General features: G+C 38.0%; 19 protein-coding genes and 1 pseudogene. 5 read left to right on the top strand and 15 right to left on the bottom strand.

Annotated features, from left to right (window positions below):
• The first annotated feature begins 368 nt into the window (after positions 1-368).
• A complete protein-coding gene (locus F8S12_RS02585; RefSeq protein ID WP_196514662.1) occupies positions 369-2,852 on the top strand; it encodes a pentapeptide repeat-containing protein in 2,484 nt (827 codons plus the stop codon).
• A 128-nt stretch (positions 2,853-2,980) separates the two neighbouring features.
• On the opposite strand, the pseudogene F8S12_RS40180 reads toward F8S12_RS02585, so the two are convergent.
• A pseudogene (locus tag F8S12_RS40180) lies at positions 2,981-3,118 on the bottom strand (IS4 family transposase); the annotation flags it as partial.
• A gap of 245 nt (positions 3,119-3,363) precedes the next feature.
• Positions 3,364-5,013: a mechanosensitive ion channel gene (locus tag F8S12_RS02580; RefSeq protein ID WP_196514661.1), complete on the bottom strand. Its 1,650-nt coding sequence runs from the start codon at positions 5,011-5,013 to the stop codon at positions 3,364-3,366.
• A gap of 335 nt (positions 5,014-5,348) precedes the next feature.
• On the opposite strand from F8S12_RS02580, the gene F8S12_RS02575 reads away from it, so the two are divergent.
• Both F8S12_RS02575 and F8S12_RS02570 read left to right on the top strand, forming a co-directional pair.
• On the top strand, positions 5,349-5,792 hold the full coding sequence (locus F8S12_RS02575) for an SRPBCC family protein (RefSeq protein ID WP_196514660.1): 444 nt from the start codon (positions 5,349-5,351) through the stop codon (positions 5,790-5,792).
• Positions 5,793-6,067: 275 nt separating this feature from the next.
• Positions 6,068-6,715 carry a PEP-CTERM sorting domain-containing protein gene (locus F8S12_RS02570; protein WP_196514659.1) on the top strand — a complete coding sequence of 216 codons (648 nt, stop codon included), beginning with the start codon at positions 6,068-6,070 and terminating at the stop codon, positions 6,713-6,715.
• A gap of 77 nt (positions 6,716-6,792) precedes the next feature.
• Here F8S12_RS02570 and F8S12_RS02565 read toward each other — a convergent pair whose 3' ends face one another.
• Entirely contained in the window at positions 6,793-7,617 is an 825-nt protein-coding gene (locus F8S12_RS02565; RefSeq protein WP_196514658.1) for a SirB1 family protein, read from the bottom strand.
• Between the two features lie 691 nt (positions 7,618-8,308).
• Here F8S12_RS02565 and F8S12_RS02560 point away from each other — a divergent pair.
• The gene (locus F8S12_RS02560; protein ID WP_196514657.1) at positions 8,309-9,040 is read left to right on the top strand and encodes a PEP-CTERM sorting domain-containing protein; all 732 of its coding nucleotides are present in this window, start codon (positions 8,309-8,311) and stop codon (positions 9,038-9,040) included.
• Positions 9,041-9,184: 144 nt separating this feature from the next.
• On the top strand, positions 9,185-10,339 hold the full coding sequence (locus F8S12_RS02555) for an endo-1,4-beta-xylanase (RefSeq protein WP_196514656.1): 1,155 nt from the start codon (positions 9,185-9,187) through the stop codon (positions 10,337-10,339).
• Positions 10,340-10,411: 72 nt separating this feature from the next.
• On the opposite strand, the gene F8S12_RS02550 is transcribed toward F8S12_RS02555, so the two are convergent.
• The 12 genes from F8S12_RS02550 to F8S12_RS02495 all read right to left on the bottom strand — a co-directional run bounded on the left by F8S12_RS02550 (position 10,412) and on the right by F8S12_RS02495 (position 24,719).
• The gene (locus F8S12_RS02550; protein WP_196514655.1) at positions 10,412-11,287 is read right to left on the bottom strand and encodes a WecB/TagA/CpsF family glycosyltransferase; all 876 of its coding nucleotides are present in this window, start codon (positions 11,285-11,287) and stop codon (positions 10,412-10,414) included.
• Positions 11,288-11,386: 99 nt separating this feature from the next.
• On the bottom strand, positions 11,387-12,538 hold the full coding sequence (locus F8S12_RS02545) for a glycosyltransferase family 4 protein (RefSeq protein ID WP_196514654.1): 1,152 nt from the start codon (positions 12,536-12,538) through the stop codon (positions 11,387-11,389).
• Positions 12,539-12,615: 77 nt separating this feature from the next.
• Complete coding sequence (locus F8S12_RS02540) at positions 12,616-13,509, bottom strand: glycosyltransferase family 2 protein (RefSeq protein WP_196514653.1); 894 nt, start codon at positions 13,507-13,509, stop codon at positions 12,616-12,618.
• A gap of 99 nt (positions 13,510-13,608) precedes the next feature.
• Positions 13,609-14,625, bottom strand: coding sequence for a hypothetical protein (locus tag F8S12_RS02535; protein WP_196514652.1), 1,017 nt, complete (start codon positions 14,623-14,625; stop codon positions 13,609-13,611).
• 40 nt (positions 14,626-14,665) lie between these two features.
• On the bottom strand, positions 14,666-15,919 hold the full coding sequence (locus F8S12_RS02530) for a glycosyltransferase family 4 protein (RefSeq protein WP_196514651.1): 1,254 nt from the start codon (positions 15,917-15,919) through the stop codon (positions 14,666-14,668).
• A 64-nt stretch (positions 15,920-15,983) separates the two neighbouring features.
• On the bottom strand, positions 15,984-16,811 hold the full coding sequence (locus F8S12_RS02525) for a class I SAM-dependent methyltransferase (RefSeq protein WP_196514650.1): 828 nt from the start codon (positions 16,809-16,811) through the stop codon (positions 15,984-15,986).
• 41 nt (positions 16,812-16,852) lie between these two features.
• Positions 16,853-18,073, bottom strand: a complete 1,221-nt coding sequence (locus F8S12_RS02520; RefSeq protein ID WP_196514649.1) for an O-antigen ligase family protein — start codon at positions 18,071-18,073, stop codon at positions 16,853-16,855.
• A 39-nt stretch (positions 18,074-18,112) separates the two neighbouring features.
• Positions 18,113-19,039 carry a glycosyltransferase family 2 protein gene (locus F8S12_RS02515; protein WP_196514648.1) on the bottom strand — a complete coding sequence of 309 codons (927 nt, stop codon included), beginning with the start codon at positions 19,037-19,039 and terminating at the stop codon, positions 18,113-18,115.
• 24 nt (positions 19,040-19,063) lie between these two features.
• Positions 19,064-20,386, bottom strand: a complete 1,323-nt coding sequence (locus F8S12_RS02510) for a flippase (RefSeq protein WP_196514647.1) — start codon at positions 20,384-20,386, stop codon at positions 19,064-19,066.
• A 97-nt stretch (positions 20,387-20,483) separates the two neighbouring features.
• The gene (locus F8S12_RS02505) at positions 20,484-21,434 is read right to left on the bottom strand and encodes a glycosyltransferase family 2 protein (protein ID WP_196514646.1); all 951 of its coding nucleotides are present in this window, start codon (positions 21,432-21,434) and stop codon (positions 20,484-20,486) included.
• Between the two features lie 54 nt (positions 21,435-21,488).
• Positions 21,489-22,430, bottom strand: a complete 942-nt coding sequence (locus F8S12_RS02500) for a hypothetical protein (protein WP_196514645.1) — start codon at positions 22,428-22,430, stop codon at positions 21,489-21,491.
• A gap of 75 nt (positions 22,431-22,505) precedes the next feature.
• Positions 22,506-24,719, bottom strand: coding sequence for a GumC family protein (locus F8S12_RS02495; RefSeq protein WP_196514644.1), 2,214 nt, complete (start codon positions 24,717-24,719; stop codon positions 22,506-22,508).
• Positions 24,720-25,598 lie beyond the last annotated feature (879 nt).

The following is a 25,598-nucleotide window of genomic DNA, read 5'->3' as shown; positions in this document are numbered from 1 at the left end:
TCCAGACTGAGAAGTTTAATAAATACCAATTCTCTAAAATTCGGCAACAGTTTCAAACCCAGAATTCTATATGCTGTCGAAATTTCGTAATCACGAATTGGTATAAAACCTCAAACTACCAACCCACCAAGTTTGTTTGCAAGATTCTCGATTCATCAAATAGAGAATCTGCTTACCCATAGTTCAATACGGGTCAGTTAAGATTCCCCCGTCTGCGGCGACCCCCTCTTTAAGGGGGTAAAAGAAAGTTTTTAGCCCCCCTTAAATTAAAAAGGGGGGTTGGGGGGATCTAAGAACTTAAAACGTTAACTGAACCGTATTGCTTTATACCCCTTCAAATCATTAACTTTTTTGAGGTAACAAACAATATGCCAGCCTTGAACTTTGACAACCAAACCCTAGTAGGAAATGACTTTAGTGGTCAAAACCTGAATGGCTCTTCTTTTTTCAAAGCCACACTTCAAAACGTCCTATTTAATCCCAACGGGCAAGCTATCCGCACACAACTGAGAGGTACTAACTTTGAAGAAGCAGTCTTGCTCAATGTTGACGCTTCAAGTGCTATCTTTGCTCCTAATGCCAACTTTCCTAATGGAGCTAATTTTTTCAAAGCCACATTCAAAAACGTTAATTTGTCAAACGCTAATTTAACGAACGCGATTCTTCGGGAAGCTAATCTTAGTGGCGAACAATCTGAGCGCAACAACCTCAGACGTACTAACTTAACTGGAGCCGATTTATACAACGTAGATCTCAAAGCTGCTGACTTGACGGGAGCTATTTTGGTTAATGCTAACCTGCAAGAAGCTAACCTAGAAGCCACACTCTTCGTCAATGTGAATGCAACAGGGGCTGACTTTCGATTGAGTAACTTTACAGATGTTACCCTACGAAACTCTACATTCGATTTAGCTAATTTGAGTGGTGTTAATGTAACTGATACAGCCCCAGTTGATCCAACTCAACGAACAAATGCCAAGTTTCGTGGTGCTGATTTGAGTAATCTTAGTGCCGAAGATGTTCTTCTCAGCGGTTCGGATTTTAGTGCCTATGTAGATGCCAATGGCAATGTGACTGAGACTAATCTTACTGGTGCTAGCTTTGCTGACAGTGATTTGACAGCAGCCAATTTTAACCAAGTTAACGCAGCAGGTATCTTCTTAGAAGGAGCCAATCTTAGCAACGCCTCCTTTATAAGCGCAAATCTGACGGGAGCTAACTTAAATAGTGCCAATCTAACGGATGCTGTGTTAACTAACGCCATCCTAAGTGGGGCAATCTTGAGTAATGCCAACTTAATGAATGCAGATCTTAGGTCTGCCCAACTGGACAATACCAGATTGGATAATGCCATACTCATAAATGCCTTGTTGTCGTCTGCCAACAATTCCATGCTGACAGGGGCGAATCTAACTAACGCATTTCTAGAGAAGTCTAACTTGAATGGTGGTGATTTCACCAACGCTATTTTAGTCGGTACTAACTTAAAAGAGGCTTTTGGAAATGACCTCACCAGTTTTGCAAATGCCAACTTAAGCGGAGCTAGCTTGGAAGTTGGTAGTTTCATCGGTAGTAACTTCAGCAATGCCAACTTAAGCAATACAATTTTGACCAAAGGCAACTTTACCAACGCCAACTTTGTAGGTGCAGAGCTGACTGGGGCGATCGCAGTTGATGCTATTGGTCTATATATAGGAGACGAAAGCAACAACTCCCTCATCGGTACAACGGACGATGATAACCTTTTTGGCAATGGTGGTAATGACTCTCTAATTGGTGGTGCTGGTAATGATTATCTTGACGGTGGTGCTGGCAATGACATTTTAAGTGGTGAAGGAGGTGCTGATACCCTCCAAGGTGGTGCTGGTAATGACTCTCTAATTGGTGGTGCTGGTAATGATTACCTCGACGGTGGGCTAGGCAATGACGCGCTGATTGGTGGGGCTGGCGATGACATTTATGTAGTTAATAGTGCTGGAGACAACATTACAGAAAACGCCAATGCAAGTATAGATAGTGTGCAGTCGAGTGCTGCTAGTTATACCTTAAGCAACAATATAGAAAACCTGACCTTGATCGGCAGCACCCAAAGCGGTACAGGTAACGGAATAAATAACACTATCACAGGTAACGAAGCTAACAATACTCTCTTTGGGGCTGGTGGCAATGATACCTTAAATGGCGGTGCAGGTGATGATCTGCTAGATGGAGGTACAGGCAATGACCTTTTAATTGGTGGTTTGGGCAACGACACTTATGTAATCGATAGTGCAGCAGATGTGATTACAGAAAGTGCCGATGGAGGTATAGATACTGTCCAATCCAACCTTCTCGATTATACCTTAGCTGACACTCTAGAAAATCTCACTTTGCTGGGTACAGCCCAAAACGGCACAGGTAACGCACTTGCCAACACTCTCACGGGTAACGCAGGTAATAATAACCTCAATGGATTAGGTGGTAACGATATCCTCATGGGCAATGGGGGTGACGATACCCTCTTTGGAGGTGCTGGCAGCGATACCCTCGATGGAGGCAGCGGCAATGATAACCTCAACGGTGCAATCGGTGCTGACTTGCTGACTGGTGGTGCAGGTAATGACACCCTCAATGGTGGTGATGGCAATGATATCTTTATATTTGCACCAGGCTTTGGTAGCGATCGCATTGTTGGTTTCGCTGATGGTGCAGACAAAATTGATCTGAAGGCATTTGTAACCAGCTTTGGAGCTTTGACAGCTAATCAAGCTGGCGGAACTACAGTTATTTCTAGCTCACTTTTCGGTACAGATACGATTACCCTGGCAAACTTCACTGCCAGCAATGTTGATGCTAGCGACTTTATCTTTTAATTTCATAACAACATAACTGGCGGATGTTCAACTCCTCGACTTCTTGAAAAGTCGGGGAGCTATAATCGAATGGCACTAAGAAAAGCCGAAAAGCTTGTGGTTTAAGCCTGAGGGGGCGACTAAATCAGCTATAATATAGACTCTATAAGCTTCATAGCTCTTAGACCTTGTTGATAGTACTTGCGCTTATTAGAATTTAATCTCATTAATTCTGTTACTAATTCTATACAAATATCCTTAAAATTAACCCAAGTCTGTCCATATAATTTGAAGACGCGATGAATCGCGTCTCTACAAATGGTCTATTTGTTGCATTCTTTTTTTAAATTGGTATCAGAACTCGGAATTTGAGCTTCAGAACTCAAAATGTCAAGTTCTACACTCAAACTCCGAGCTTTTAAACTCTAACTTGCAACCTCTTAGGCAAAATCGCTGATAGATTTTCTCTACTTTTGATGCCTACGGCTGCACTTTCCGAGATTTACAAATGAAATTGCGCCTTCATCAACTTTTAGTTTCTACCTTTGAAAGAGTTTAGCCATTCTTGAACTTGCTCTCGTGCAATATCACGCCCTCCAAGACCAAAGGCTAGGGCAATAGCAACAGCGATCGCACCTAGTAAAAGTCCAAAGGCTAAATTTACAATATCACTAGCAACTCCAATCTGTTGCAGTGCCATTGCCGAGACTAAAGCAATGATGGCAATCCGCGCCACCTGTCCCAAAATCTGGGCTTGGCGATCGCCGGAACTGGTAATGATGTTAAAAGCCATATTTGCCAGGAATAAGCCAATGGCAAATATTATCAATCCCGCCAAAATCCGCCCGAATACGATCACAATACCAGACACTAATGCTGTCAGGGCTGCAATATTCAGGATATTTACCGCCGCCACCGTTGCAAACAGCATGATACCCACTAAAGCAACAATGCCTACAATTTCCGATGGAGTGCGGCTTGTAATCGGGGGTGTTGGTTCTCTTGAAATTACAATTTGTCTGGTGGGTGTTGTCAAACCCAATATTGTGAAAATGTTATTAAAGCCTAAATTGGTGAGGATACTTGTAACCAAATCCGCGACAAACTTCCCCACGAAATAGGCAACAATCCAAATTGCCACGGCTGTAAAGATGGCAGGGAGGGCGTTAAGAACCTGTTGCAGCATGGAGATCGCTGGCACAGAAATCGCATCAATTCGCAAGGCATTGAGCGCTGCGATCGCCACAGGAATCAAAATCAAAACATAGACAATTGTGCCGATAATACTCGATAAAGGTTGCACCCCCGCAGTGGAAGATAATCCCAATTGAGTACCTAAACGGTCGATGCCTGTTGTTGCAAGCAAGTTCGTCACAATCCGCCGCACCACATTAGCTATGAACCAGCCAACGACAGCAATTAATATCGCCGCTAAAATGTTCGGCAGAATTAGCAGAACTTCTGTAATTAGAGCTTGTACTGGTTGTAGAGCTTGCCTTAGTCCGAGAGTATCCAAAACTGGGGCGAGAAACAGTAAAAATATAAACCAATACAGAGCATTGCCAATCGTCTCACTCAGAGATAATTGATTGAGGCTGGGTATTCTGTCTTCTGGTTCTGTATTCAAACGCTCATCCAGGTTAAATGCCTGTAATGAGCGCACAGTGATCAGCCTCACAATGGTCGCTACTAACCAGGCGGTTGTCAAAATAATTCCCGCGCCAACCAACTTTGGCAAAAAGCCAATAAGTTGATTGAGAAAATTATTCAGGGGTCGAGATACGACTTCCAGATCCAATGTCTGTAAGACAGCTACCGCCGTCAACAGAATAATGCTCCAAAAAACTAAGCTGGAGATTATTTTCTCCACTTGGGGAACATCTTGACGACCCGTTATTCCGGCGGCAATGCGGTTATCTATGTTTGTACGATTGAGGATTCCTCGCGTCAGTGCGGCTGCGATCGCTGCAATTAGCCAACCTACTAACAAAATTGCCACTGCCCCCAGCAAACGGGGCGTAAACAGAATCAGCTGTTGAACAATTCCCTGTACATCAGCGAGTCCTTGATTTACTGCTGTTTGCGCCGGTTGCAGGCTGGGCGATTGTGCCAAAAATTGCTGCACCCCCGTGGACGAAGCAATTTCTATCACCTGTGTTATTCCTTGCCAAGTTGTGTTCATGGTTGTCGGGAACTAAGCTTGAGTATTGACCGCAAACACTGGAGATACCTATGGGATGCCTGAATTTGAATAATTTTGCACCCCAGTAAGTTTACTAGTGTTTTGCCTATCAATTTACCAGCAAATTACCAGCAAACTCATGTATGCGTTTAATATTGGGAGTATTTTTTTAACTTTGTTAGGTAATTTCTCGTTTTCTCAAAAAATAACGCCAAAAATAAATTGTTCCTAATTTTTGAGTACTACATACATTGGTTTCTGTACTACACTGTAATGTGTCTAGAGTGCTTGATTTTGCGCTACTCTAATTGCAGCAACAGCATAAAATATGTGCAATGTCCCAAGTTTTTGAACAATCAATTCAAATTAATGCCACAGCCACGGTAGTGGAGCGCTGTATTACCGAGCTTGCCCTGATGCACCGTTGGCTCAACCCCGTTCTTCGTTGCGAACCTGTGGGCAAAGCTTGGAGTACCGATGTCGGCAGTCAAAGTCGTTTTATCGTTCAAATTCCGCTAGTGAAACCCACCCTGAATAGTGTAGTTGTGCAACGAGAACCGGGTTTGGTAGTGTGGGAATTTCAGGGATTTTTTCAAGGGTGCGATCGCTGGGAATGTCAACCAACAGAAAAAGGAACCCGCCTACTCAACCGCTTTGAGTTCGATATCCCTAACCCCCTAATAAGTTGGGGTTTCAAAACCTTTGCTGCATCTTGGACAAAAGAAGATATGCAAGCCCAACTGCGCCGCCTCAAACAAGTAGCAGAACAACAACAATAATTCGATCATTGGTCTGGTAACTAACTATGAACTTTGGTGCAGAATAGAGCTTCATCATCACCTTAAGTATAAACACAGTTTTTAACCTCTGCTAGATGTGCTTACAAGCCTTTTAAAGTAAGTTTTTTACGCTCGTTTCACCAAATTAGTAGTTTGATTTCTCAGTGAATTTTCTGTAAAGTACGTAATAAAAGCTTTTCAAGCCTTAGATATACGTATTAGTATTAAACCCTTGAAAGCAAACAAAAACATTTATTTCTAGGGGAAATAACGGAATGGCTACTGTAAATTTTTTGAAAAACTTCTCTATGGCTACATTAGGTGCAACAGTTATTGCCATAGGAATGGGTGGAACAGCACATGCATTAACAGTTATTGATTTTCAAAGTTTAGCCCAGCCTGGTGACGGCTTGTCTAATCAGGGTTTTTCTTACACTGAAGACGGCTACACTCTTACGAATATCGATCAGAATGAGTTTGTAACCTTTAATACAGGAGAATCTCGATATTTAGGTTCTACTGCCTTAATTAACAATACAGTTAATGGTACAACAATTCTAACGAAAAACGATGGCGCTATTTTTGATCTGATTTCGATTGATTTAGGAGAACTTAATGAACCTTTCAACTCATCTACAGTGACGTTTGTTGGTACAAAGGCTGATAATTCAACCATTTCTAATATCTTTAGTCTCGACGGTGTTAAAGGATTACAAACTTTTAATTTTACAGACTTTACAAACCTTGTTTCAACAACTTGGTTGCAAGTTGCTCCGTTTCACCAATTTGATAACATTGTAGTTTCTGATAATACTACAAAGAGTGTTCCCGAACCCGCTTCTCTTATAGGTATCTTAGGCTTAGGTGCTTTCGGCATTACCTCTGTTCGCAAGCGTAAACAACAACCCGCAGTTAAGGCATAGATATAAATTTTGATTTAAGCCGTTTAATTTAACTAACTACTGCTGTGTCAATATGGTGCTGACACAGCATTTTTGATTCAACCATTATTACGCAACTTAGTAAGTAACTGCCGAATGATAGATGCATCCTCAGCATTAGGAACCTTTTCTAGATAATTTTGTAAGTCATCTACAGCTTGGGGATAGTTACCGAGTTTATAATAAATTAAACCGCGATCGCGCAATTCTAAACTTAAATCAGGAAACAGCAACAAAATTCGTTCAATCGCTGCCAGCGTTTTTTCTAACTCTTGTTGTTTGATATGAATAAACTTTAAATTTGTGAGCATCCGTGCCAAGAATTGCCGATGACTGACTACGGCTAAAAATTCTGGTTGTAGCGTCACAGGCTGCTGATAAATTTGAGACAGTCGTTCCTCGCAATCTTGGGCAAATATTATTTCACCACCACTAAAAGCATCGACGAAAATCTCTATATCTGGAACATCCGGGCGGATCAGAAAATGTCCCGGCATCCCTACACCCACCATCGGAAAATCAATTCGTCGCGCAATCTCCAGGTAAACTAATGCTAAAGTAATGGGAATCCCTAATCGTCGCTCAATTACATCATTTAAAAAGCTGTTGCGCGGGTCGTAATAATCAAGTTTATTACCAGAAAACCCTAAATCTTCGTAGAGATACTGATTGATAGTTTGAACCATCCGCAGAGGATATTGTGAAGAAGGCAGGCGTTCTTGAAGCTCCCATGCCATTGTATCAAGGGCATTGAGGTATTCCTCTGGATCTAAGTTTGGATATTCTTCTTGTGCAATGTACAAAGCTGCCTTTGCCAGGTCAATATGCTCGTCAGACTGCTGAATCTCCTGGTAAAAATATTGTCGTGCTGACGAGAAATTCATAAGCTGTTGCTCTGTGGAAGTGTGACAATGAATCCGCAGCTACGCCTAAGAAAGGCATCGCGGCTCGGCTAAAAGCAGTTTTATTGTATCTATACTTTATTTTATGAATATTCAGAAGTTTTGGAAATGTAGTTTGTAAATAGGTTTTATAAAAGTCTGCGATGGGCTACGCCTAAGCAGGCACATCATTTTTTGAGGTTGAAAGTTTATAATCTAGGACTTACGCACTGTACAAATTGATAATGGTAGGCATTCACCAAAATAGGTCGTTTTAGGCTTTTATTGATCATTCTTTGATGGAAACTAGACCCGTACCGTAGGGGCAATTTATGAATTGCCCCTACGACAGATATGGTTCTTCAAATCATACATGTTTCGTCTTCCCTGTCAATGCGTAAGTCCTATAATCGTAACATTATGGTATTTCTTTTTATATAAAAACCTAGTATATTTACATAATATTTATATATGTATATCTAGTTTTTCAGATGAAAATTGAGTATATAATCCTTATTCAATAAGTATTTTTACAGTTTTTTGTAAATGTATATAGAAATTACAAGTGTAAGTTTTTAACTAATTTCAGTAATAATACTTGTTTTTGATTACAGCTACCAATATAATTCGTAATTATGCAGTCTGTTAAGAACAGGTTAGTAGCATAACTGTAATTCTCAAGAGAAAGAATATTATGACTAATGCAAGTGCTTTAAAAAAGTTATCAATGGCGGCAACAGGAGCAGTGATGATTGCTTTAGGAGTGGTGGAAACTGCTCAGGCACAGACAATTATCGATACAACACCAAGCTGGAATGGGACAGACTCTATCATAGAGTTTGGTGAATTTGACACCGCCACTTACGGGCAGACATTTACCGTAGGCAGCGACAATATTCTCAATGACTTCACATTCTTCCTGAATGACTTTGATAGACAGTCAGATGTAGTAGATTTTGCAGCTTACGTAGCTGAATGGGATGGTTCTAAAGCAACAGGTTCTATTTTGTACCAGAGCGTACCTCAATCAACCACTAATGCACCAGGCTTCGAGCAGTTCACTTTTAACACAGGCGGAATTGGTTTAACCTCCGGTAAGCAGTACGTAGCATTTCTGAGCGCGTCAAACTTTTTTGATGGAACTTCTGGTCTAGCAGGATTGGGTGCTATTCTCTTTCAAGACGTGTACTCAGGAGGAGACTTTGTTTTTTACAACAACGGATCTGACTTTAGTCTCTTGACCCAAAATGCTTGGGATGGTGGTGTTGGCAATGGTTTTGGTGAGAGTGCTTTCAAAGCTTCTTTCAGCCAGAAAATTGCATCTGTTCCGGAACCCACCACTATGTTAGGTGTCTTGGCATTCGGTGCTTTAGGTATAAGTTCACTCCACAAGCGTAAACAACCCAAAACTACAGTAAAAGCATAAATTCATTGCCAAGTAATTTTAATACTGCGGTGTTAGCGATCGCTAACACCGCAGTTTTTAATTTTGAGAGAAGTCTATCTCAAAAAGTATAAAAGCGTTATTTTGTAATATAATAATCAGTGTATTTTTTATTAAGTACAATTTATGACTTATCGAAGAAATTTTTTAAAAAGAGCAGGATACACAACCATTTCTGCTTTATTAACTACGGGGTTTTTACAAAAGGATAAGCAGAATGAAAATCATAGCATCGATGCTGCTATGGCAAACTCTATAAGTGGGAATACCCCCCTTCGGCAACTAGCTGCCGCTAAAGGAAAGCGTTATGGCACAGCAATTTCTAGTGACATTTTGCTCAAAGAGAAAGATTATGCTAACTTAATTGCTCGTGAATGTTCCATTGCGACACCGAATGGTGAATTAAAATGGAATGCCACTGAACCACAGCCAGGAAAATTTACCTTTGAATCAGCAGATGCGATCGCTGATTTTTGCCGAAAGCATAAAATGGAATTGCACGGGCATACCCTTTTCTGGCACATGGCCAAACCAGACTGGGTTCCTTACCCTCCCACCCTTAAGATGATTGAACGGCATGTTAAAGGTGTCATGGGGCATTATCGCAATAGCCCAGTTTTAAAATCTTGGGATATTGCCAATGAAATTATTGCTGATAATGAAAATGAAACTGACAATGCTACCTACGGTTTACGTAGAGGTGTAAAACCAGAATTGATTCGAGACTTGTTTTTATTTGCCGCTTCAGTTGATAGCAGCAAGAAATTTTATCTCAACGATTTTGGTATCGAAGGCGCTACATGGAAATCAGACCGTTTCTTAAAAATGATCGAATATCTGAAAAATAAAGGAGTTAAAATAGATGGGGCTGGTATCCAGTCACATCTGTGGTTTTCTACAGCCTATGCTTTTGACGAAAAAGGATTTAAATCCGTCTTAAAACGGCTCAATGATCTTGAAGTTAAACCAGTAATCACAGAATTAGATATTATTATTGATACTCCACTACCCGATAGTATCAAAAAGCTAGACCAGATGGTAGCTGACAGTTACAAGCGATATCTTGACTTGTGCTTTGCGGCTAAAGTTGATACTGTGATTACATGGGGAATTAGCGATCGTCATACCTGGATACGCCATCCCGACTGGATTCCAGGAAAAACCTTTAGAGACAATCCACAACTCCATAGATTTCTGCGTCCGCTTCCCTTCGACGAAAACATGAAACCTAAACTTGCTCGTAATGCTATTGCCCAAGCTTTTAGGCAAGCAGTTCCTTAAGTACCAGTAAAACAGATTTCACAGAGCCGCCAAGCAAACTCTTAAATGTCATTTGAACTTTACTTCCAAAAGTTAGTATTTATTTTCCTCATAAAGAGTTGCTGATTGCTGCATAATCAAGATTGCTTTTTTTGGTTTGAGTTTTATACTAAGGGGTTTTGCTTTTTCCTTTTCACCACCTGAACGGTTACAAAAATCCCAAATTTCTCGTAATAATAATGTGCATAGAAACCAAGGCTCAACCAAGTAACGGCTCCAAAGTCTTCTCGGTTCACTCAATAACCGATACAACCATTCCAAGCCCATCTTTCCCATCCAGCGAGGAGGAGTAGGTATTACTCCTGCTACATAGTCGATACAGGCTCCACAAGTCAAAATAGTGTTAGTCTGAATATATTCAAGATTTTCAGAAATCCAATGCTCTTGGCGTGGCATACCCATCCCCACCATTAATACATGAGGTTTGTAAGCATTAATTGCAGCCAGAGTAGAGAGATTTTCTTGACTATCTTTATCCCTATCAATATAGCCATGAGCGCAAGCAATCTGTAAACCAGGAAATCTCTGGCGCAAAATACTTGCTCCTTGTTCAGCGACTCCTGGTTTTGAACCTAGATAAAATACGCGCCAGCCTTTATTAACTGCTTCCTCCATCAGAGGCCATACCCAGTCAGCATAGGTTACTCTTTGTTCCCGCTTTATTGGAAAACCTAACAGCTTTCCAATAAACACCATAGGCATACTATCAATATGGGTATATTCTGCCTTGGCATAAAAAGCTTGCATTTTTGGATCATTATGGAAGAGATAAAGACTATGCAAGTTGTGATTAGCAATAATCCATTTCTCATTTTTCCCAATAGATTCTTCAATCAATAAATTTAAGTCAAGGATAGAGAGTGCATCCACTTGAGCACCAAGAAATTTATAAGAAGATTGCTTTTTCATAAATTTATTCTACATTCAGAGTACAATACTCTAACATTAAAACATTTTAAAAAACTTATTTTTTTAGTTAATTTTTTTTACAATTAGAAATAAATCTAACTAAAAATGACTTACTTTCATCAGGATTTCCGCGATGTTCTGTGCTTTAGCATTCCAGGAATATTTTTCTGTAATTAAGGAATATGCTGTATCTACAAGTGATTGATACTTCTCAATGTTTGAAGCTGCATCCAGCACTGTATTAGCTACTTCTTCGCTAGAGTATCCTGTTACTAAAAGATGTTCTAAATGGCGAAACTCTTCTAAACCTCGCAAGCCTTCTGGTGTAGATATAACTAACTTTCTGCTAGCAAAATAATCTAATGCTTTATTGCGAGCACCGCCTGCTACCGCTTGTTTTGAAAATGGCAGCAAAGCAATATCTGCATATTTAAGATGGGCAACAAAATCCTCTCTTTTAGGTAAAAAGCCTAAAAAAGAAATGTTAGAGGGTATTGGTTCTGAAATATCACTACCATCCCTACCAATGACAACAAAATGTACTTTCTGCTGATGACTTTCAAGATATTTAGCAACCTCAATAGTCATTGCAACAGACATATCGTTAGTTGGAAATTGGAATGTTTTGGGAGCAATAACAACTGCTATTTTAGCTGGTCTGAATGCTTGATAGGGGTCTTGATTCGCAAAAGATTCAGTATTTAGTAAGTCTTCAGTCACTCCATTACCGATGGAATAAATCTGCTCAGGATTTTTACCATACCACTGGGAAATTAATTTAGGAATTGATTCACCTGCTGCAATAATTGGACTGCCGGAAAATATCAAAATTCCCTGAGCAATATACGTCTTAATACATTGTGCCAACTCTTTGAAAGGATTAGCAACTGAAAACAAGCGCATCCAGTATTCATACGCTGAAAATGTATGAAAATCTAATACAAGCGAGGAATTACTATGTTTTCTTAGCTTCAGTGAAATTAAAGCAGCCAATCCAGGTAGTGTTTCTTGAGCATACACAATATCTGGGCAAAACTCGTCGATGCACTTTTCTATAGTTTGAATATATGACTTTAAGCTTCTTGAACCAATTGAAACAGAAGGTGCATAATTAACAGATGAACAATCTAATCCTAGCTGAAAAACATCAAAATATTCAGTAAGATATTGTCCTAGATAAAAAGGTCTAGTAAAAGCACCAAATGGTTGACTGGAATCGAGGGTTGATACAATTAGTAAGCGTTTGCCCATAAAAAGATTGTTGGTTATTCAAGATTTAAGAAACTGCATTTATTAGCAGTTTATTGAGATAGTTATAGTGTTAAAAATCAAACTTCGGAGTTAGTTTGGTTGATATCCTCAGCGAATGTGGGAGAAGTTGCCAAATTCTTGTAACCAATCATTGCTCTGATATAAGGTAAGAACCAGTAAAATATCCAGAATGGGCCAGAATGTCTGCTACAAAATATAGTCCAGGGTTTTAATGGAAATGCTTTAATTTGTAACGCCTTTTTCAAGCGTTCTAATACATTTAAATTGGTATCTACCCAACTATTGCGGATAGAATTTTTAGTACAAGTACCAACATATCCAGGAGCTACCCATATTTGACAACCCAACTTACGCGCTCTGAGGGCATAATCTAAATCTCCTAAACTATGAACAAATGTTGTATCAATATTGCCAACTTTAGCAGCAACAGTTTTAGGAATTAGCACGCAGTTACCATACATAGCATCGCATTTTTGTATAACCGAACTTGGTTCTACAAATTCAAATTTATTAGAATACCACTTTTTGGATTTTACTGCTCCTCCATAGGTTGCTTTTCCTGTCATTGGGTCTTTAGTTGAACCAACTACAATTGAGTCTATATAACCTTGTTCAATCAAATTTTGATGAATCCGCAATAATTTACTTAAAGCATTGGTTTCTAGAAATGTGTCATCATTCAACCACAGATAATAATCATATTGATTTTTTATCGCCTCACCAAAGGCGAGATGCATTCCTCCCACCCAGAATAAATTGCCATTCCCTTGAAGAATTTGTACTTCTGGATATTCTGCTTTGATAGCCTCCGCAGTTCCATCAGAGCTACCATCATCAGTTAAATAAACATCACAAGGATTTTTTTGCTGATATAAAGCACGTAAACAGGCAAGAGTTGTATTGCGCCTGTTATGGCAGGTCATTATTACGGCTAAGTTTGCTTGTTTCATCTGAATTATCTCTCTCATATAATTTCTTTGAAAATATCGATATAAACAATGGATTTATAACGGCATTTTTACATGTCTACCTTCATAACCCGATTACGTTTAAAGTTTAGCCATCCTTTCTATCCAACTACTCAAGTTAATATCTAAATTAAAGTTTTTTAGTTTTTGTTCCATTCTTCTGACTACCAACATATATCGATGCAAGACTGATACGCGAGGCATATTGAGTCTGACAACCTCTTGACATAACCATCGATATTTATCTGAATTAATATTAAGTTTTTTCAATCTTTTGATTTGGGCATTCCAATCGTTATAGAAGAATAAGTTGAAGTAATGCATAGAGATAATATCATCCCAATGTTTAATTTGTAGCTCTGTTGATAACCGATTATGTAGAGGTAGTGGATAACTGTAATTAGGAGGAAGATGTTCGACGTTTTCTTCCAAGGCACACAAAGTTACAGACAAAACAGACTGCTCAACAAAATAAATGCCTTGAGGAGGAGTGATATCAAGACGCATTACGGTTTCAAAATTCTCTTTCCAAGCTGTAAATATACCTGCACTTCTTCTCACCGCAACTAAACCAGAATTCCAGTAGGCTCTGATTCTTTTATTACCAATTGGGGTGTTAACAAATAATTCACGCTTTACCCCCAGCACTTCATATAGTTTTTGCCAGTACCATTCTTGGCGGTCTTGCGAACCTGTAGAACCAATTCCTTGACCATACTCAGGACGTATGCGAACATTACAATTTACTGGTAATAAAAATTCTTTTGGTTCCGAAAAAAAGCATTTATCACTGTCTAAAAAAACTAATATTTCTGCATCAATATTTTGTTCTGCATAGGCACAAACCAGAGGTTTATTGGCTAAATAATATTCATGAAATTCTTGATTTATAGGAATTTGTTGATGAGTCACCTCCAACGCTTCAAAGGCTTGTTGCGTTTGCTTTGATATTGGCTCACCTACTCTGGGGTGAAAACTATATATAGGTGTATCTTTTAATTTGCCGCAGAACTTACGAATACTTTCTGCAAGCATCAAAGATTGACCTTCTAAACGACCAGGTTCTGTACAAATTATAAAAGCTATAGGTATTGACATATGAAGTATTTATTTACTAAGTTAATTAGGGAATGAAGATTTATTTGCTAGCATTAATAATTTCCTGAAACAAAGCTGAATAACGACGTGCTTGAAGTTCCAGAGTGAATTTTTGTTCGGCTTTCTCACGAGCATAGAATGACAGCTTTTGAAGCCTCTGTTCATTTTCAAGTACCCAGGTAATTCCTTTGGCAAAATCTTCAACTTCATAAGGTTTAGCCAAATAGCCGTTCTGTTGATGGTCAACAATATCTTTTAAGCCAGTAGAGTTAAATGCAACAACTGGAGTACCACAAGCGAGTGATTCAGAAGCTGTCTGTCCAAAAGATTCTTGAAGAGACGGTACAAGCATCACATCAGCTGCTGAGTAAACAGTTGCTAAAGATATATCATCATATAAGTGTCCCAAATAGTGGCTTTTGAAGCCTAAATCAGGTGGATTTTCGGGTTGAGATGCACCGAAAATAACGACCTCAAACTTATCTTTCCAGCCAGATTTGCTTAATTCTTGTAGTGCTGGTTGCAGGTAATGAAAACCTTTTCTAAAGTCATTGGTTGCATCTAGCGCTCCAAATAGAATGAGTTGTTTATCTAAAGGTAAATTCAGTAATTCTCGCGCTAACCCTTGGTGCACAGGTTTATACTTTTGAGTATCCAACCCATTCGGAATTACTTCAATTCGCAAATTCTTAAATAGAGAACTAGACTTGGCGCATTCGGCTAACCAAGAACCTGGCGAAACAATTGTCAGATTTAAATTTTTCAAAGCTTTGGCTTTACGCTGCCATACCCAACGGGATAAATCCCAATCCTTTTTGCTGTTCAGTTGAGGACAGTTTCCACAGGATTTTTGATAGCGATCGCAATCTCCAGTATAGCTGCATCCTCCAGTAAATGCCCACATATCATGGATTGTCCAAACCAAAGGGCGCTTTAGTTTAGCAAGAGTTTCTATTTGCATAAAAGCCGCGCTAATCCAATGCAAATTGATTATGTCTGGATTAATCTGAGCAACTTGAGAAATAACTCTATCTGGCAACCATTGAATAAAAAATGGAGTATCTTGCTTTTGAGAATAAAGCTTTAAAGGTAAAGTTTCAAATGTCAACTTTGCTTTAGCGATGCCTTGAAATAATCTAAGCTTGGGTGCAATTACTGTTTTGTCATCAGTAGATTTATCTTGCACCAGCATTTGTGATTGTAAATCAATATTTTGTAACCCTTTGTGCAAGCGATATGCAGCACGAGCCGCACCACCAGCCACATCTTGGGTGCTAAGGAGCAAGACGTTCATATTAGTAGTATTTAATTTTAAAAAAACATACTTGATATTGATTTTCTATCGCAGAGAATCAAGATTATTTGTTTGGCTTGATGCCCTCGCAATATAACGATCCTGGTAGATATACTGTTCCATCGGCATTAATATCTAAGACTTCATTACCAAAGTTTGGAATATCACTTGTATGGGCATCCAAAAATTTAATATCCGAAAAACCAACTCTTTCAAAAAGCGTTTTCATACTATAGCTATCATACATCCACTTATGTTTTTCACCAAGGGTTGTTTCATCTATCAGAGACTTACGGACATAATGTGGTATAAACCTCTTTACCATATCAATATAAAGGTATTTGAATTTGTTTCTGAGTTTATTTTGATTAATACTAAATAGCTTTTCTAATAGAGAATCAGTATTATTAGTTGCTATCTCTTCTTTGATTTTAACACCTGTTCTTGCTTCTACATAGTTGATGGATGATTCATCATTGTTTTCAAGTACTTGTCGCCAGTAAGTTTTCATCAAACCGCCATGTTCGGTTCTAACTAATTGGTCAATTAACTCAATAATAATCCATTCATATTGTTTCCTTGCTTCCTGATTTTCAATACTGTCGATAATTCTTAAATATTCACGGCAGGTTCGCTCTAAGTCAGGAACAACGATGCGTAAAATGCCTTGAGGTTTTAAAACTCTATAGCATTCTTTCACCAGTATTTCTCCCGTGTCCTGAGAGAAATGCTCTAGGACATGACTGCTATAAATTACATCGAAATAATCTTTAGGATATGGAAGTGGTTGCAGTAAGTTATGGGCAATTACTTCAGGATGCTCAGAATTAAAATCTATATTTATCCATCCAGAAGAAAATCTATGTCCACATCCAAAATTTAACTTTTTCATGTTTTTTTCCTTTCAATTATGCAAGTACGTAAAGTATTTATCTATTTATATATTGGTGTACGCTGAAAACTAAGAGTCAGAGATAGAGAGGTTGTGACATACATTAACCAATTCCAACCGGGAGTTAATAATCTGGCTTCTGAGAAATTTACTATGATGATGATAATTAGCATCTGCATTGGCCAGTAATCTTCCGGTTTTTTGGCAACAGAAACAATTCGAGTCAATGCCATTACAAAGAACCGGATAAACCCTGCTACAAAAGTCAAAAAACCTAAGAATCCTAAATCTAACAATAGTTCTAAAAAGCCATTGTGAGCATTACTTGCCCAATCATAAGTAGCTCTCAGATTAGAAGCGGCACTAGTAGTCCAAAATCCATAATATCCATAACCTAGCCAAGGTCTTTCCAAAACCTTGGAAATCACTAGTTCCCAGACGTCAGAGCGTCCATTGAAGGTAAGGTCTTTACCAGAAGTACCAATTACAGTTTCGGCATTATTGATTACTAACATTGAAAAAATAATGAGTAACATTAAAGCTGAAGTAATCGTAATAACTTGTAATTTATAATTAGTTTTTTTCAGGGATTGGTAGAAAGGCAAAAGTAATATCATTGTTAATAGGATCGCCAAAGATGTTGTTGAACGTGTGAGGATAATTAAACATATAGATAACCCACATATTGCCCACATCAACCAGCGATATCGAGAGCTACTAAGGGCAAGATGTAAAAACACTCCTGCACTCCAATTCATCATGTAACCTAATTCATTTTTATGACCATAAATTCCGCTCCACATACCTACTAATTCATGTGATTTGTGAATATAACCTGGAATGAATGCAGAGAATATCATAGATAGTAATGCAGCTGCACCAAGCGCCCAAGCTATTAGCCTCATTTGTTCCCTAAGGGAATAACGCATTGCCAAATAGATTGCAATAAAATATACTCTGATTAGACCTTTTATATAAGTAAGACTAGAAGTTAGGTCTTCTGACCACAAGATAGAAAATATAACTATAGCTAATAAAAAAAACTGTAATGGACTTTTGGTAGTTACATAAAGAAAACCTTTCCAGTATAAAATTAGAAAATAGAAGAGGATTAAATATGAAACGATATTGAACAAAGTATCTAGCTTATCCCCTCCAAGGGTAGTCATGGAAACTTCTTGTGCAGGGTGTATTGTTAATGCCCCTACAGCAATAAGTAATAGCAAAATAGTTAATATTTTTTCTGTTAATTTTACGTTCATCGTTTACATTTAATTTACTAATTTACTACATATTCATCACTATTTTTTTATCGCTGAGTAATTCAATCTTTTCTTAACTTCCTCTTTAAAAATATCCAATGCAGTTGCTTTATAAACTGTTCTCTGCGTAAAATTATCTGCTTCTGTATTCCTCACAATAAACGGTGGATGTTTTAAGGGAAATTCCATTGCTTGCATTGACATATTGATGAACGAAAATTCTTGGTTGGAAGTGAAATGAGTTGCGTCTGCACCAACACCAACATTAGAGATTAAGTTGACATTGGGAATAATGCTTAAGCTACCCTGCATCCAGCAAGCAAATGTCCATTGATAATCCCAGGTTATACCTGTAGGATTGTTATAAACAGAATGAAATATTCTTCGCCAATAATTTACTGCTTTTTGGTCTAAAAGAATGTCATGTAAAAGGTTTTCTGCTTGCGCCTCTTTCCAGAGTTTGATGGTCAAATCATAATGTTGCCAAGCACGTCTCCAACTTGCCCAACCCCAGCAGTGGTTATAGCGAGAAAAATAGTAACTGTAATTTGTGCGTTTTCGTCCGAATTGAAGATTTTGAGCAGAGATTGTGGCGATTCTAGTATCATATCTATATTTTTCTAGCAGTTCTTCACTAAATCTGAAAAATGTTGGGTGAGGGATACAATCATCTTCTAAAATAATTGTTTCTTCAACATTATTAAATACCCAATCTAAACCACTAGATACTCGTTTTGCACAACCTAAGTTTATATTAGAATAATTCTTAATAACTTCGCAGTCCCAATCAACTCTTTCAATAATTGCACGAGTTGCTTCACACTTTTCTGCCTCACCTTCGCGGTCAGCGCGGGGGCCATCTGCAATTACAAAAAGTTTTGTTGGCTTGGCTTGGCGAATAGCGTCAAAAACTTTCTCTGTTGTTTGTGGGCGCTTGAAAATAATAAAAGTTACTGGTGTTTGCATCTTTGATTAATTTGGTTAAAATTATTAATTTTTGTAAAAAGGAATAAGCGATCGCACCTGAATCTTAAATATTTTTTGTGTTCTTGAATCAAAGGCGTTGCATATAAAAGCCGCAGCAGCTTGAGATATTATTGTTGCGATCGCAGCCCCAAATCCGGCATATTTAGGAATCAGGAATAAATTGAGAACAATGTTTAGTATCGCCCCAAATAAAGTTTTACCTAAAGAAACGTGGTTCAAACCTTCAGCAATAAACCAAGGTGATGTTGCAAGACCCATAAATACAAACAAAGAAGTCCAAATATGAACTGCTAATATTGGCCCTGCTTCTGCATATCCACTGCCAAACATCACCATAATTATCTTGTTAGATAGAAATGACATTGGAAGAGCAATTGCCAAAGATATACATGTCATTAAACTGAGTAATTGCCCTAGTCGCTGATAGTAAAGACTTTCTGATTTTTCCTTGGCTGCGTAAATTGCCGGAGCAACAGAAGCAACAATAGCCCCCGGAATAAAATACCAAATTTCCGAAACACGGACAGCAGCAGAATAAATTCCAACCTCATTATTTCCGATCATTTGACCTAACATCACCTGATCTATTTTCATAAAAATCAGGATAGCGAACCCCGAAAAAATTAGAGGTAAACTCTCTTTCAAAAGAGTTTTAGCAGCAGAAAAACTCCAACGCCATAACCACAACGAAGACCCTTTGGCTTGGTAAACAATCAGCAAGCCAATTGCACTCATCGCATATTCTGCTAATGTTATCCAACCAAAAGCTAACAATGGTGCTTTTGTTAAAATTAGGGCGATTTTGATGCCACTATTTAGTAGAAACGCTGCGTTTTTAGCGATTACAGTGTATTTTGACTGCACCTGTGATTGAAACCATATTTCAATAGTATCAGCAGCCCTAAAAATTCCTGCCATCCCTAAAATTGCAACTAGCCATATCTTCAGTGTTTCATCGTCACCTAAGAAAAACATAGTGCTAACTGCCAATAAGACAGAAGCAATTCCACCCAGCAATTTTAGCCAAAAAGTGGTTCCTAAAATTTCCTCTTTGTTTGATGATTGACGGACAAGATGACGAACTACTACGTCGTCCAGCCCTAGAGTAAAAATTGGACTAAATAAGCTCACAAAAGCTAAAGCATAGTTAAACAGACCATACTGCTGTACTCCTAAGTAGCGTGCTACCCACACTCCTATGACCAAGCTTGCACCCATACGTAGAATGCGGTCAGCAAATAACCAACCTGTATTGGCAATAATTGCACGCAGCCCCGAACGAGATTTAAATTTTGATAAGGTTTGAAATTTTAATTTACTTAACATTACTTTTAGTAGTTAATTATGTGGCATTCTCTATCAAGCTCTATCGGGCATTTTTTTATTTTTTAAGGTACAAAATGACGTACATTTATCCAGGCTTCTACATTATTTTTAATTTACCAGTAATCAAGTTTTTCAAAAAATAGCTAAACAATAAAACCATTCCTTTGATTTTCCAAAAAAAATTACGTTCAAACAAAAATATTATTTTCCAATATGAAATAAAATCTTCAACTTTTGGACATGGAATTGTTTTTAATTCATTGAGGGATGTAAAAGCCAATAATAACGGTAAAGTAAAATTATTTTTTTGCAGGATGTAATTAAATAAGGAATTGCGTTTCCAGAATCTTTTGTATTCATAATTATTGTTCGCGTCCAAAAACTTCTTGTTATGATATTGATTACTTTGATGTATTCTGTACTTCACTAAAGGTTTGGACATATAAAACTTTTTAGCTCCTACCAAAGAAGCTCCCCATACCAAACAGTCATCAGCCCTTACACGCCAATCTTCCATATATGGAATAGGTAAAAACTTGCTGACTATTTCTCTACGTATTGATAATGTTGAAGTTATCGAGCCAATCCATTCACCACTATATAAAGTTCTGATTACTGAATAACCCAAATCTAAATCAACTGCATCGCTTTGAAATGTTTCTTCCACCGCTCCAAATTTTTTATACGCACAAAATACAAAATCACATTCCCTACGTCTATTATAAAAATTTAGGGTGGTTTCTAAATATTGAGGTTCATAAATATCATCGGCATCTAAAAAAAATATGATGTCACCAGTTGCAGCTAAAAACCCTTCGTTGAAGGATGATAATTGTCCTTGGTTTTTTTCTTTCAAGATAGATTTAACATTAGCTACTTGAGTAAATTTAGCGATAACTTCGGCAGAATTATCTGTGGATGCGTCATCAACAACAATAATTTCATCAAATTTAACTGTTTGATTTAAAGCACTATCAAGTGCCTCAGAGAGAAATTCAGCGTAATTGTAATTATTAATTAAACAAGAGGTTTTAATTTTATTATCCATCTAAAGATGCCTCGGTAGAGAATAAAAAACGGAGATATTTTTTACAGCCTATAATTACCAATAAGCTGGATATTTTGATGGATTTGTAGGGACATCATCAGGTCTACATCTGACCCAGTATTCATTATAAAGAGACTGAAAAAACGGACTCTTATCCCAACGGTTGCCTTTAATTCCAAAAAGAATTTGAGTTGCTCCCCCAAGATGGACAGCCTGTTTACCCAGAGATTTAACATAAGCAGCTAATGGAAGTCCATAAGCACCACATCCTATAATGGCTATGTCAAAATCTTGCTCTTTAATCTGGTTACACATCCAATCATAAGCATCGAACCAAGTATTGAACTGGGTTTGAGTTCCAGCGAGAGACTGAACTGCTTTGAAGGTAATTAATTCAAATTCAGGCAGAATATTTTGGTTTTCAAAAAGTAACTTTCTATGATTTTTATATTGTAATGAAATTGTTTCTGCAAAAGGATGAATGACCAAAACCTTTTTCCCCTCAAGATTCTTGCTCCAAGGTTCGTTGTGATAATAAGGTTCAAGTGTCTTTAATTCCACAAAAGAAGCTTTTCGGCAAGAATTTCTGATAATTTCCGGTTCTCCAATTTGAAACCATACTCCCAAAGCATCTATAGATTTTGATGATTCTATAAAAAGTTCACTAAATCGATCTAGATGTTTTTTATCTGCTGGAAAAAACCCAGAATCATTAGACATTGACTCAAATATAGATCCCTTGTAACCTCCTTTTAGATATTCATGTACACAATAAGCTTCTGTACTACCAAACCGACTAATCATAAAAGGTTTAGTATCTTTAATAAGATTGGTAAGTAATTCATTACTCTGTTGAGGAGATAAAATTTGCCGATATATATCATAGTTTTTTACATGATTTTTGAGAATTATTGCCTTTGTAGAAAGAGAGCCTTTCCATTTAGCTAATGGAGTATTTGATTTTACGAATTGCTTTAGATTGTTGCTTAATGTCATTAGTTTAGTCCTACAGTCAAAAAATTGGATTTAGATGGTTGTAGTGAAGCTCGCTTTCGGAATTTATCGGAGAACTTAACCTTCTTTGGAATATTTTGTTAAGCTGCTAGATACTAAATCTTGTTCAATTTCTCGTCTATTTCGTTCTTTGGTGGAATAAAAATAATTATTAGGTTCATTTTTAATATTCACACCATTGATGACTAACCCTAAAACCTTCTGACCTGACTGAGTTAAAAACTCTTTAGCTGCATTTGCACTGTTCAAGTCAACTACTCCAGGACGAACGACTAATAAGATACCGTCAGTGAGGGTACTCAAAACAGCAGCATCTGCTATTCCTGACACAGGTGGCGTATCAAAAATGATAAAGTCATAATCTCTACTAAAGTTACTAATCAATGTTGCCATGCGTTGAGAATCTAGCATTGCCACCGGATTAGGAGGTAAAACTCCAGAAGGAAGAACATCCAGGTTAGGCATAACTTCTTGTATCGCTACATCTAAAGAAACTTGACCAACAATGACATTGCTTAACCCCACTGCATTTGTTAACCCCCAGATATGATGCTGTATGGGATGACGCATATCTGCATCCACTAACAACACCCGCCGTCCCGCCTGAGCCATAGTTACAGCTAAATTTGCAGATACGTCAGATTTTCCTTCTTTGGCAACGGAACTTGTGACTACAATGCTTTTTAGCGGTTTATCAAAACAGAGGAATTTCAAATTTACTTGTAGTATTTGGTATGCGTCACCAAGAGGGAAGTAAGGAATATCTCTGCCAATAATTTTGGGAACAGGTCTATCAAGTCCTGCTATGGGAGGATGATCTTTACCATTTCTAATTTGTGTCGGAATCACTGCCAAAACTGTGTATTTCAATACTTCTTTGGCTTCTTTGACTGTCTTCACCGAGCGGTCTATCAAGTCTAAACTAAAGGCAGCGATGATACCTAAGAAAAGACCAACTGCACCTCCACCAATAATGAACAGGGCTTTGCGAGGTCCTTCTGGTTTATCGGGGATTAAAGCATAGGAAATAACACGAGCATTAGCAATCTTTTGGTTCTGTGCAATATCAATTTCTTGGCGTTTATTTAAAAGCGTTTCATAAGTCGTTTGAGCCGCTTTCAGCTTCCGTTCTAGCTCTCGTTGATTCTGTTCTAGTCTTGGCAAATTATTGGCTCGTTTGATGTAAGCACTCTGCTGTCGTAGGAGTGTGGCAATTTGTCTCTCTAGACCAACATGTTGTGCCTCAGCACGAGTAATATCTAGAATTAGGCTTTGCCGCAGTTGCCCAACCTGTAAACTTCCTTGTGTTATCTGCGTTCCACCAGCTATTTGTCCAGTGCGCTCTTTTAGCAAGCTTTTAAGAGCTACAACTTTTTCTTCTAAGCTAGTAATTGTCGGGTGTCCAGATACAAAACGAATCCGCTCTAGTACCAGTTGACTTTCTGCTTCTTGGAGTTGGGCAAGCACTTTCTGAACTCCAGGCGCTTGACTGACTTCAGAGTCGATTACACCTTGCGATGAATCTACCTGAGCTTGACTGCGTAATTTTCCTAAACGACCTTTGACATCTTCTAGTTGCGCTTGAGCTTGAGAAATTTGGTTTCCTAATTGGGAAATCGTATCGACTGCTGCGGCTGATTCTTGTTCTAGGACAACAACTTTATTCTTTTCTTTAAATATCCGCAGTTCTGATTCGGCTCTTCTGACAATTCCCTCGGCTGTGGGTACTTCCGTTATCAAAACCTCTTTGGCTGTCAGTGCTTCATTCTGATTAGCCTTGATATTTAGGTCGATATAACTGTCGATAACTTCATTGACGATTTTGGCAGCCAGTTCAGGATCATTGCCTTTGGAAGAAAGTTGTACAATATCAGTGCCTTTGATTCCTTCTATTTTTATTTGTTGTGCTAAGTCAGGTATTGAGAGTGGCTTGCCTTCACTATTTTTGAGTTTGAGGGAATTAATTGTTTTCTCAATTACTGGATTTGAACCAACAATTCTCACCTGAGTTTCCAGGGGATTGTCGTTCACATTCAAAGCTTCCAGACGTCCTATGTCTTGCGGTAAACCCGTGAGTGAGGAAGAGCGATTTGTCTTAATCATCAAACTTCCTTCTGCCCTGTAAAAGGGTTTCAGTGAAAATGCATACAAGCATCCCAGAGTAACAGATATGCCAAAAATTCCGACTAGAGGTAGCCAACGCCGTTGAAGAACTTCTAAGTATTTCTGAATATCTATCTCTTCAAAGTTGGGTAATGATTCCATTGCCATATATATACAAATATTATTAAAGAACAAGACTGTTTACAGCAGATTTTTCTCAGCATTTTACCACTATTACTACAGCAATTTATTTCGCGATAGTAATATTTGCTTTGATTGTCAGCTAACGCTTCTGTATTGAGATTGTTCAAGAGTTGAAGTAAACTAATGTTTGAAACCCAAAATATTACCTGGTATATTCACTCACCGTATACATTTGAGTAAACTGCTCCAAATTTATCCTCTGCACACATACCCTAGTTTCATAGGGCGCGATTTTAACCTATATTGCTTTATATTGTACTGACAGTAAAACAAGATAATTCATAACTTTATTCCTAATTTAACGGGTTTCCATTTTTCTTGGTTAATTAAGTTTTATCCGACTACTGATGCAATTTTTGATTAATGTCTAATGCTTAATATCATATTATGTAAGAACACTTAATTCGAGAACTTTACAAAAAATTCATACATTGTAGTATATTTGCATTGGTTTATCCTTGCACATTGGACGTATTTTTGACTCGTGCGGTTTCCCGCAGTTGGCTAAAATAATTTTTATTAATGAGATTGCAGATTAATTTAGCTTGTGTTCGATCAACGATGTATAATTTGTAGTATCAATACCTTGGTCTGTCGTATTTTGATTGAATAGGACTGAAATATTTGTGTTATTTGTAACAACCACTAAAATTTTTATCTAAAGTAAGCTGTTATAAAATAAACAACTACAGACCATATTTACTTGTCATTACTTACAATTTAGGGATATTACTACATCAGTGCACTAGCAGCCGCAGTAGTTTTGTTACGATTAATGTAGGCAATGGAAGATGCAGCAGAATTTAGGAGTCAGCGAAGAGGAAAAGGGGCAGGGGGCAAGGG

Source organism: Nostoc sp. WHI, from assembly GCF_015714725.1.
Lineage (GTDB): Bacteria > Cyanobacteriota > Cyanobacteriia > Cyanobacteriales > Nostocaceae > Nostoc.
This window is presented reverse-complemented; position numbering and strand designations above follow the sequence as displayed.

What these genes read in the sequence shown, in the direction of transcription:
- F8S12_RS02500 (WP_196514645.1), bottom strand. Translation starts at nt 22,430, where the DNA reads ATGACATTAAGCAACAATCTAAAGCAATTCGTAAAATCAAATACTCCA.
- F8S12_RS02535 (WP_196514652.1), bottom strand. Translation starts at nt 14,625, where the DNA reads ATGTCAATACCTATAGCTTTTATAATTTGTACAGAACCTGGTCGTTTA.
- F8S12_RS02550 (WP_196514655.1), bottom strand. Translation starts at nt 11,287, where the DNA reads ATGAAAAAGCAATCTTCTTATAAATTTCTTGGTGCTCAAGTGGATGCA.
- F8S12_RS02530 (WP_196514651.1), bottom strand. Translation starts at nt 15,919, where the DNA reads ATGAACGTCTTGCTCCTTAGCACCCAAGATGTGGCTGGTGGTGCGGCT.
- F8S12_RS02565 (WP_196514658.1), bottom strand. Translation starts at nt 7,617, where the DNA reads ATGAATTTCTCGTCAGCACGACAATATTTTTACCAGGAGATTCAGCAG.
- F8S12_RS02580 (WP_196514661.1), bottom strand. Translation starts at nt 5,013, where the DNA reads ATGAACACAACTTGGCAAGGAATAACACAGGTGATAGAAATTGCTTCG.
- F8S12_RS02585 (WP_196514662.1), top strand. Translation starts at nt 369, where the DNA reads ATGCCAGCCTTGAACTTTGACAACCAAACCCTAGTAGGAAATGACTTT.
- F8S12_RS02495 (WP_196514644.1), bottom strand. Translation starts at nt 24,719, where the DNA reads ATGGCAATGGAATCATTACCCAACTTTGAAGAGATAGATATTCAGAAA.
- F8S12_RS02560 (WP_196514657.1), top strand. Translation starts at nt 8,309, where the DNA reads ATGACTAATGCAAGTGCTTTAAAAAAGTTATCAATGGCGGCAACAGGA.
- F8S12_RS02555 (WP_196514656.1), top strand. Translation starts at nt 9,185, where the DNA reads ATGACTTATCGAAGAAATTTTTTAAAAAGAGCAGGATACACAACCATT.
- F8S12_RS02575 (WP_196514660.1), top strand. Translation starts at nt 5,349, where the DNA reads ATGTCCCAAGTTTTTGAACAATCAATTCAAATTAATGCCACAGCCACG.
- F8S12_RS02545 (WP_196514654.1), bottom strand. Translation starts at nt 12,538, where the DNA reads ATGGGCAAACGCTTACTAATTGTATCAACCCTCGATTCCAGTCAACCA.
- F8S12_RS02520 (WP_196514649.1), bottom strand. Translation starts at nt 18,073, where the DNA reads ATGAACGTAAAATTAACAGAAAAAATATTAACTATTTTGCTATTACTT.
- F8S12_RS02505 (WP_196514646.1), bottom strand. Translation starts at nt 21,434, where the DNA reads ATGGATAATAAAATTAAAACCTCTTGTTTAATTAATAATTACAATTAC.
- F8S12_RS02515 (WP_196514648.1), bottom strand. Translation starts at nt 19,039, where the DNA reads ATGCAAACACCAGTAACTTTTATTATTTTCAAGCGCCCACAAACAACA.
- F8S12_RS02540 (WP_196514653.1), bottom strand. Translation starts at nt 13,509, where the DNA reads ATGAAACAAGCAAACTTAGCCGTAATAATGACCTGCCATAACAGGCGC.
- F8S12_RS02570 (WP_196514659.1), top strand. Translation starts at nt 6,068, where the DNA reads ATGGCTACTGTAAATTTTTTGAAAAACTTCTCTATGGCTACATTAGGT.
- F8S12_RS02525 (WP_196514650.1), bottom strand. Translation starts at nt 16,811, where the DNA reads ATGAAAAAGTTAAATTTTGGATGTGGACATAGATTTTCTTCTGGATGG.
- F8S12_RS02510 (WP_196514647.1), bottom strand. Translation starts at nt 20,386, where the DNA reads ATGTTAAGTAAATTAAAATTTCAAACCTTATCAAAATTTAAATCTCGT.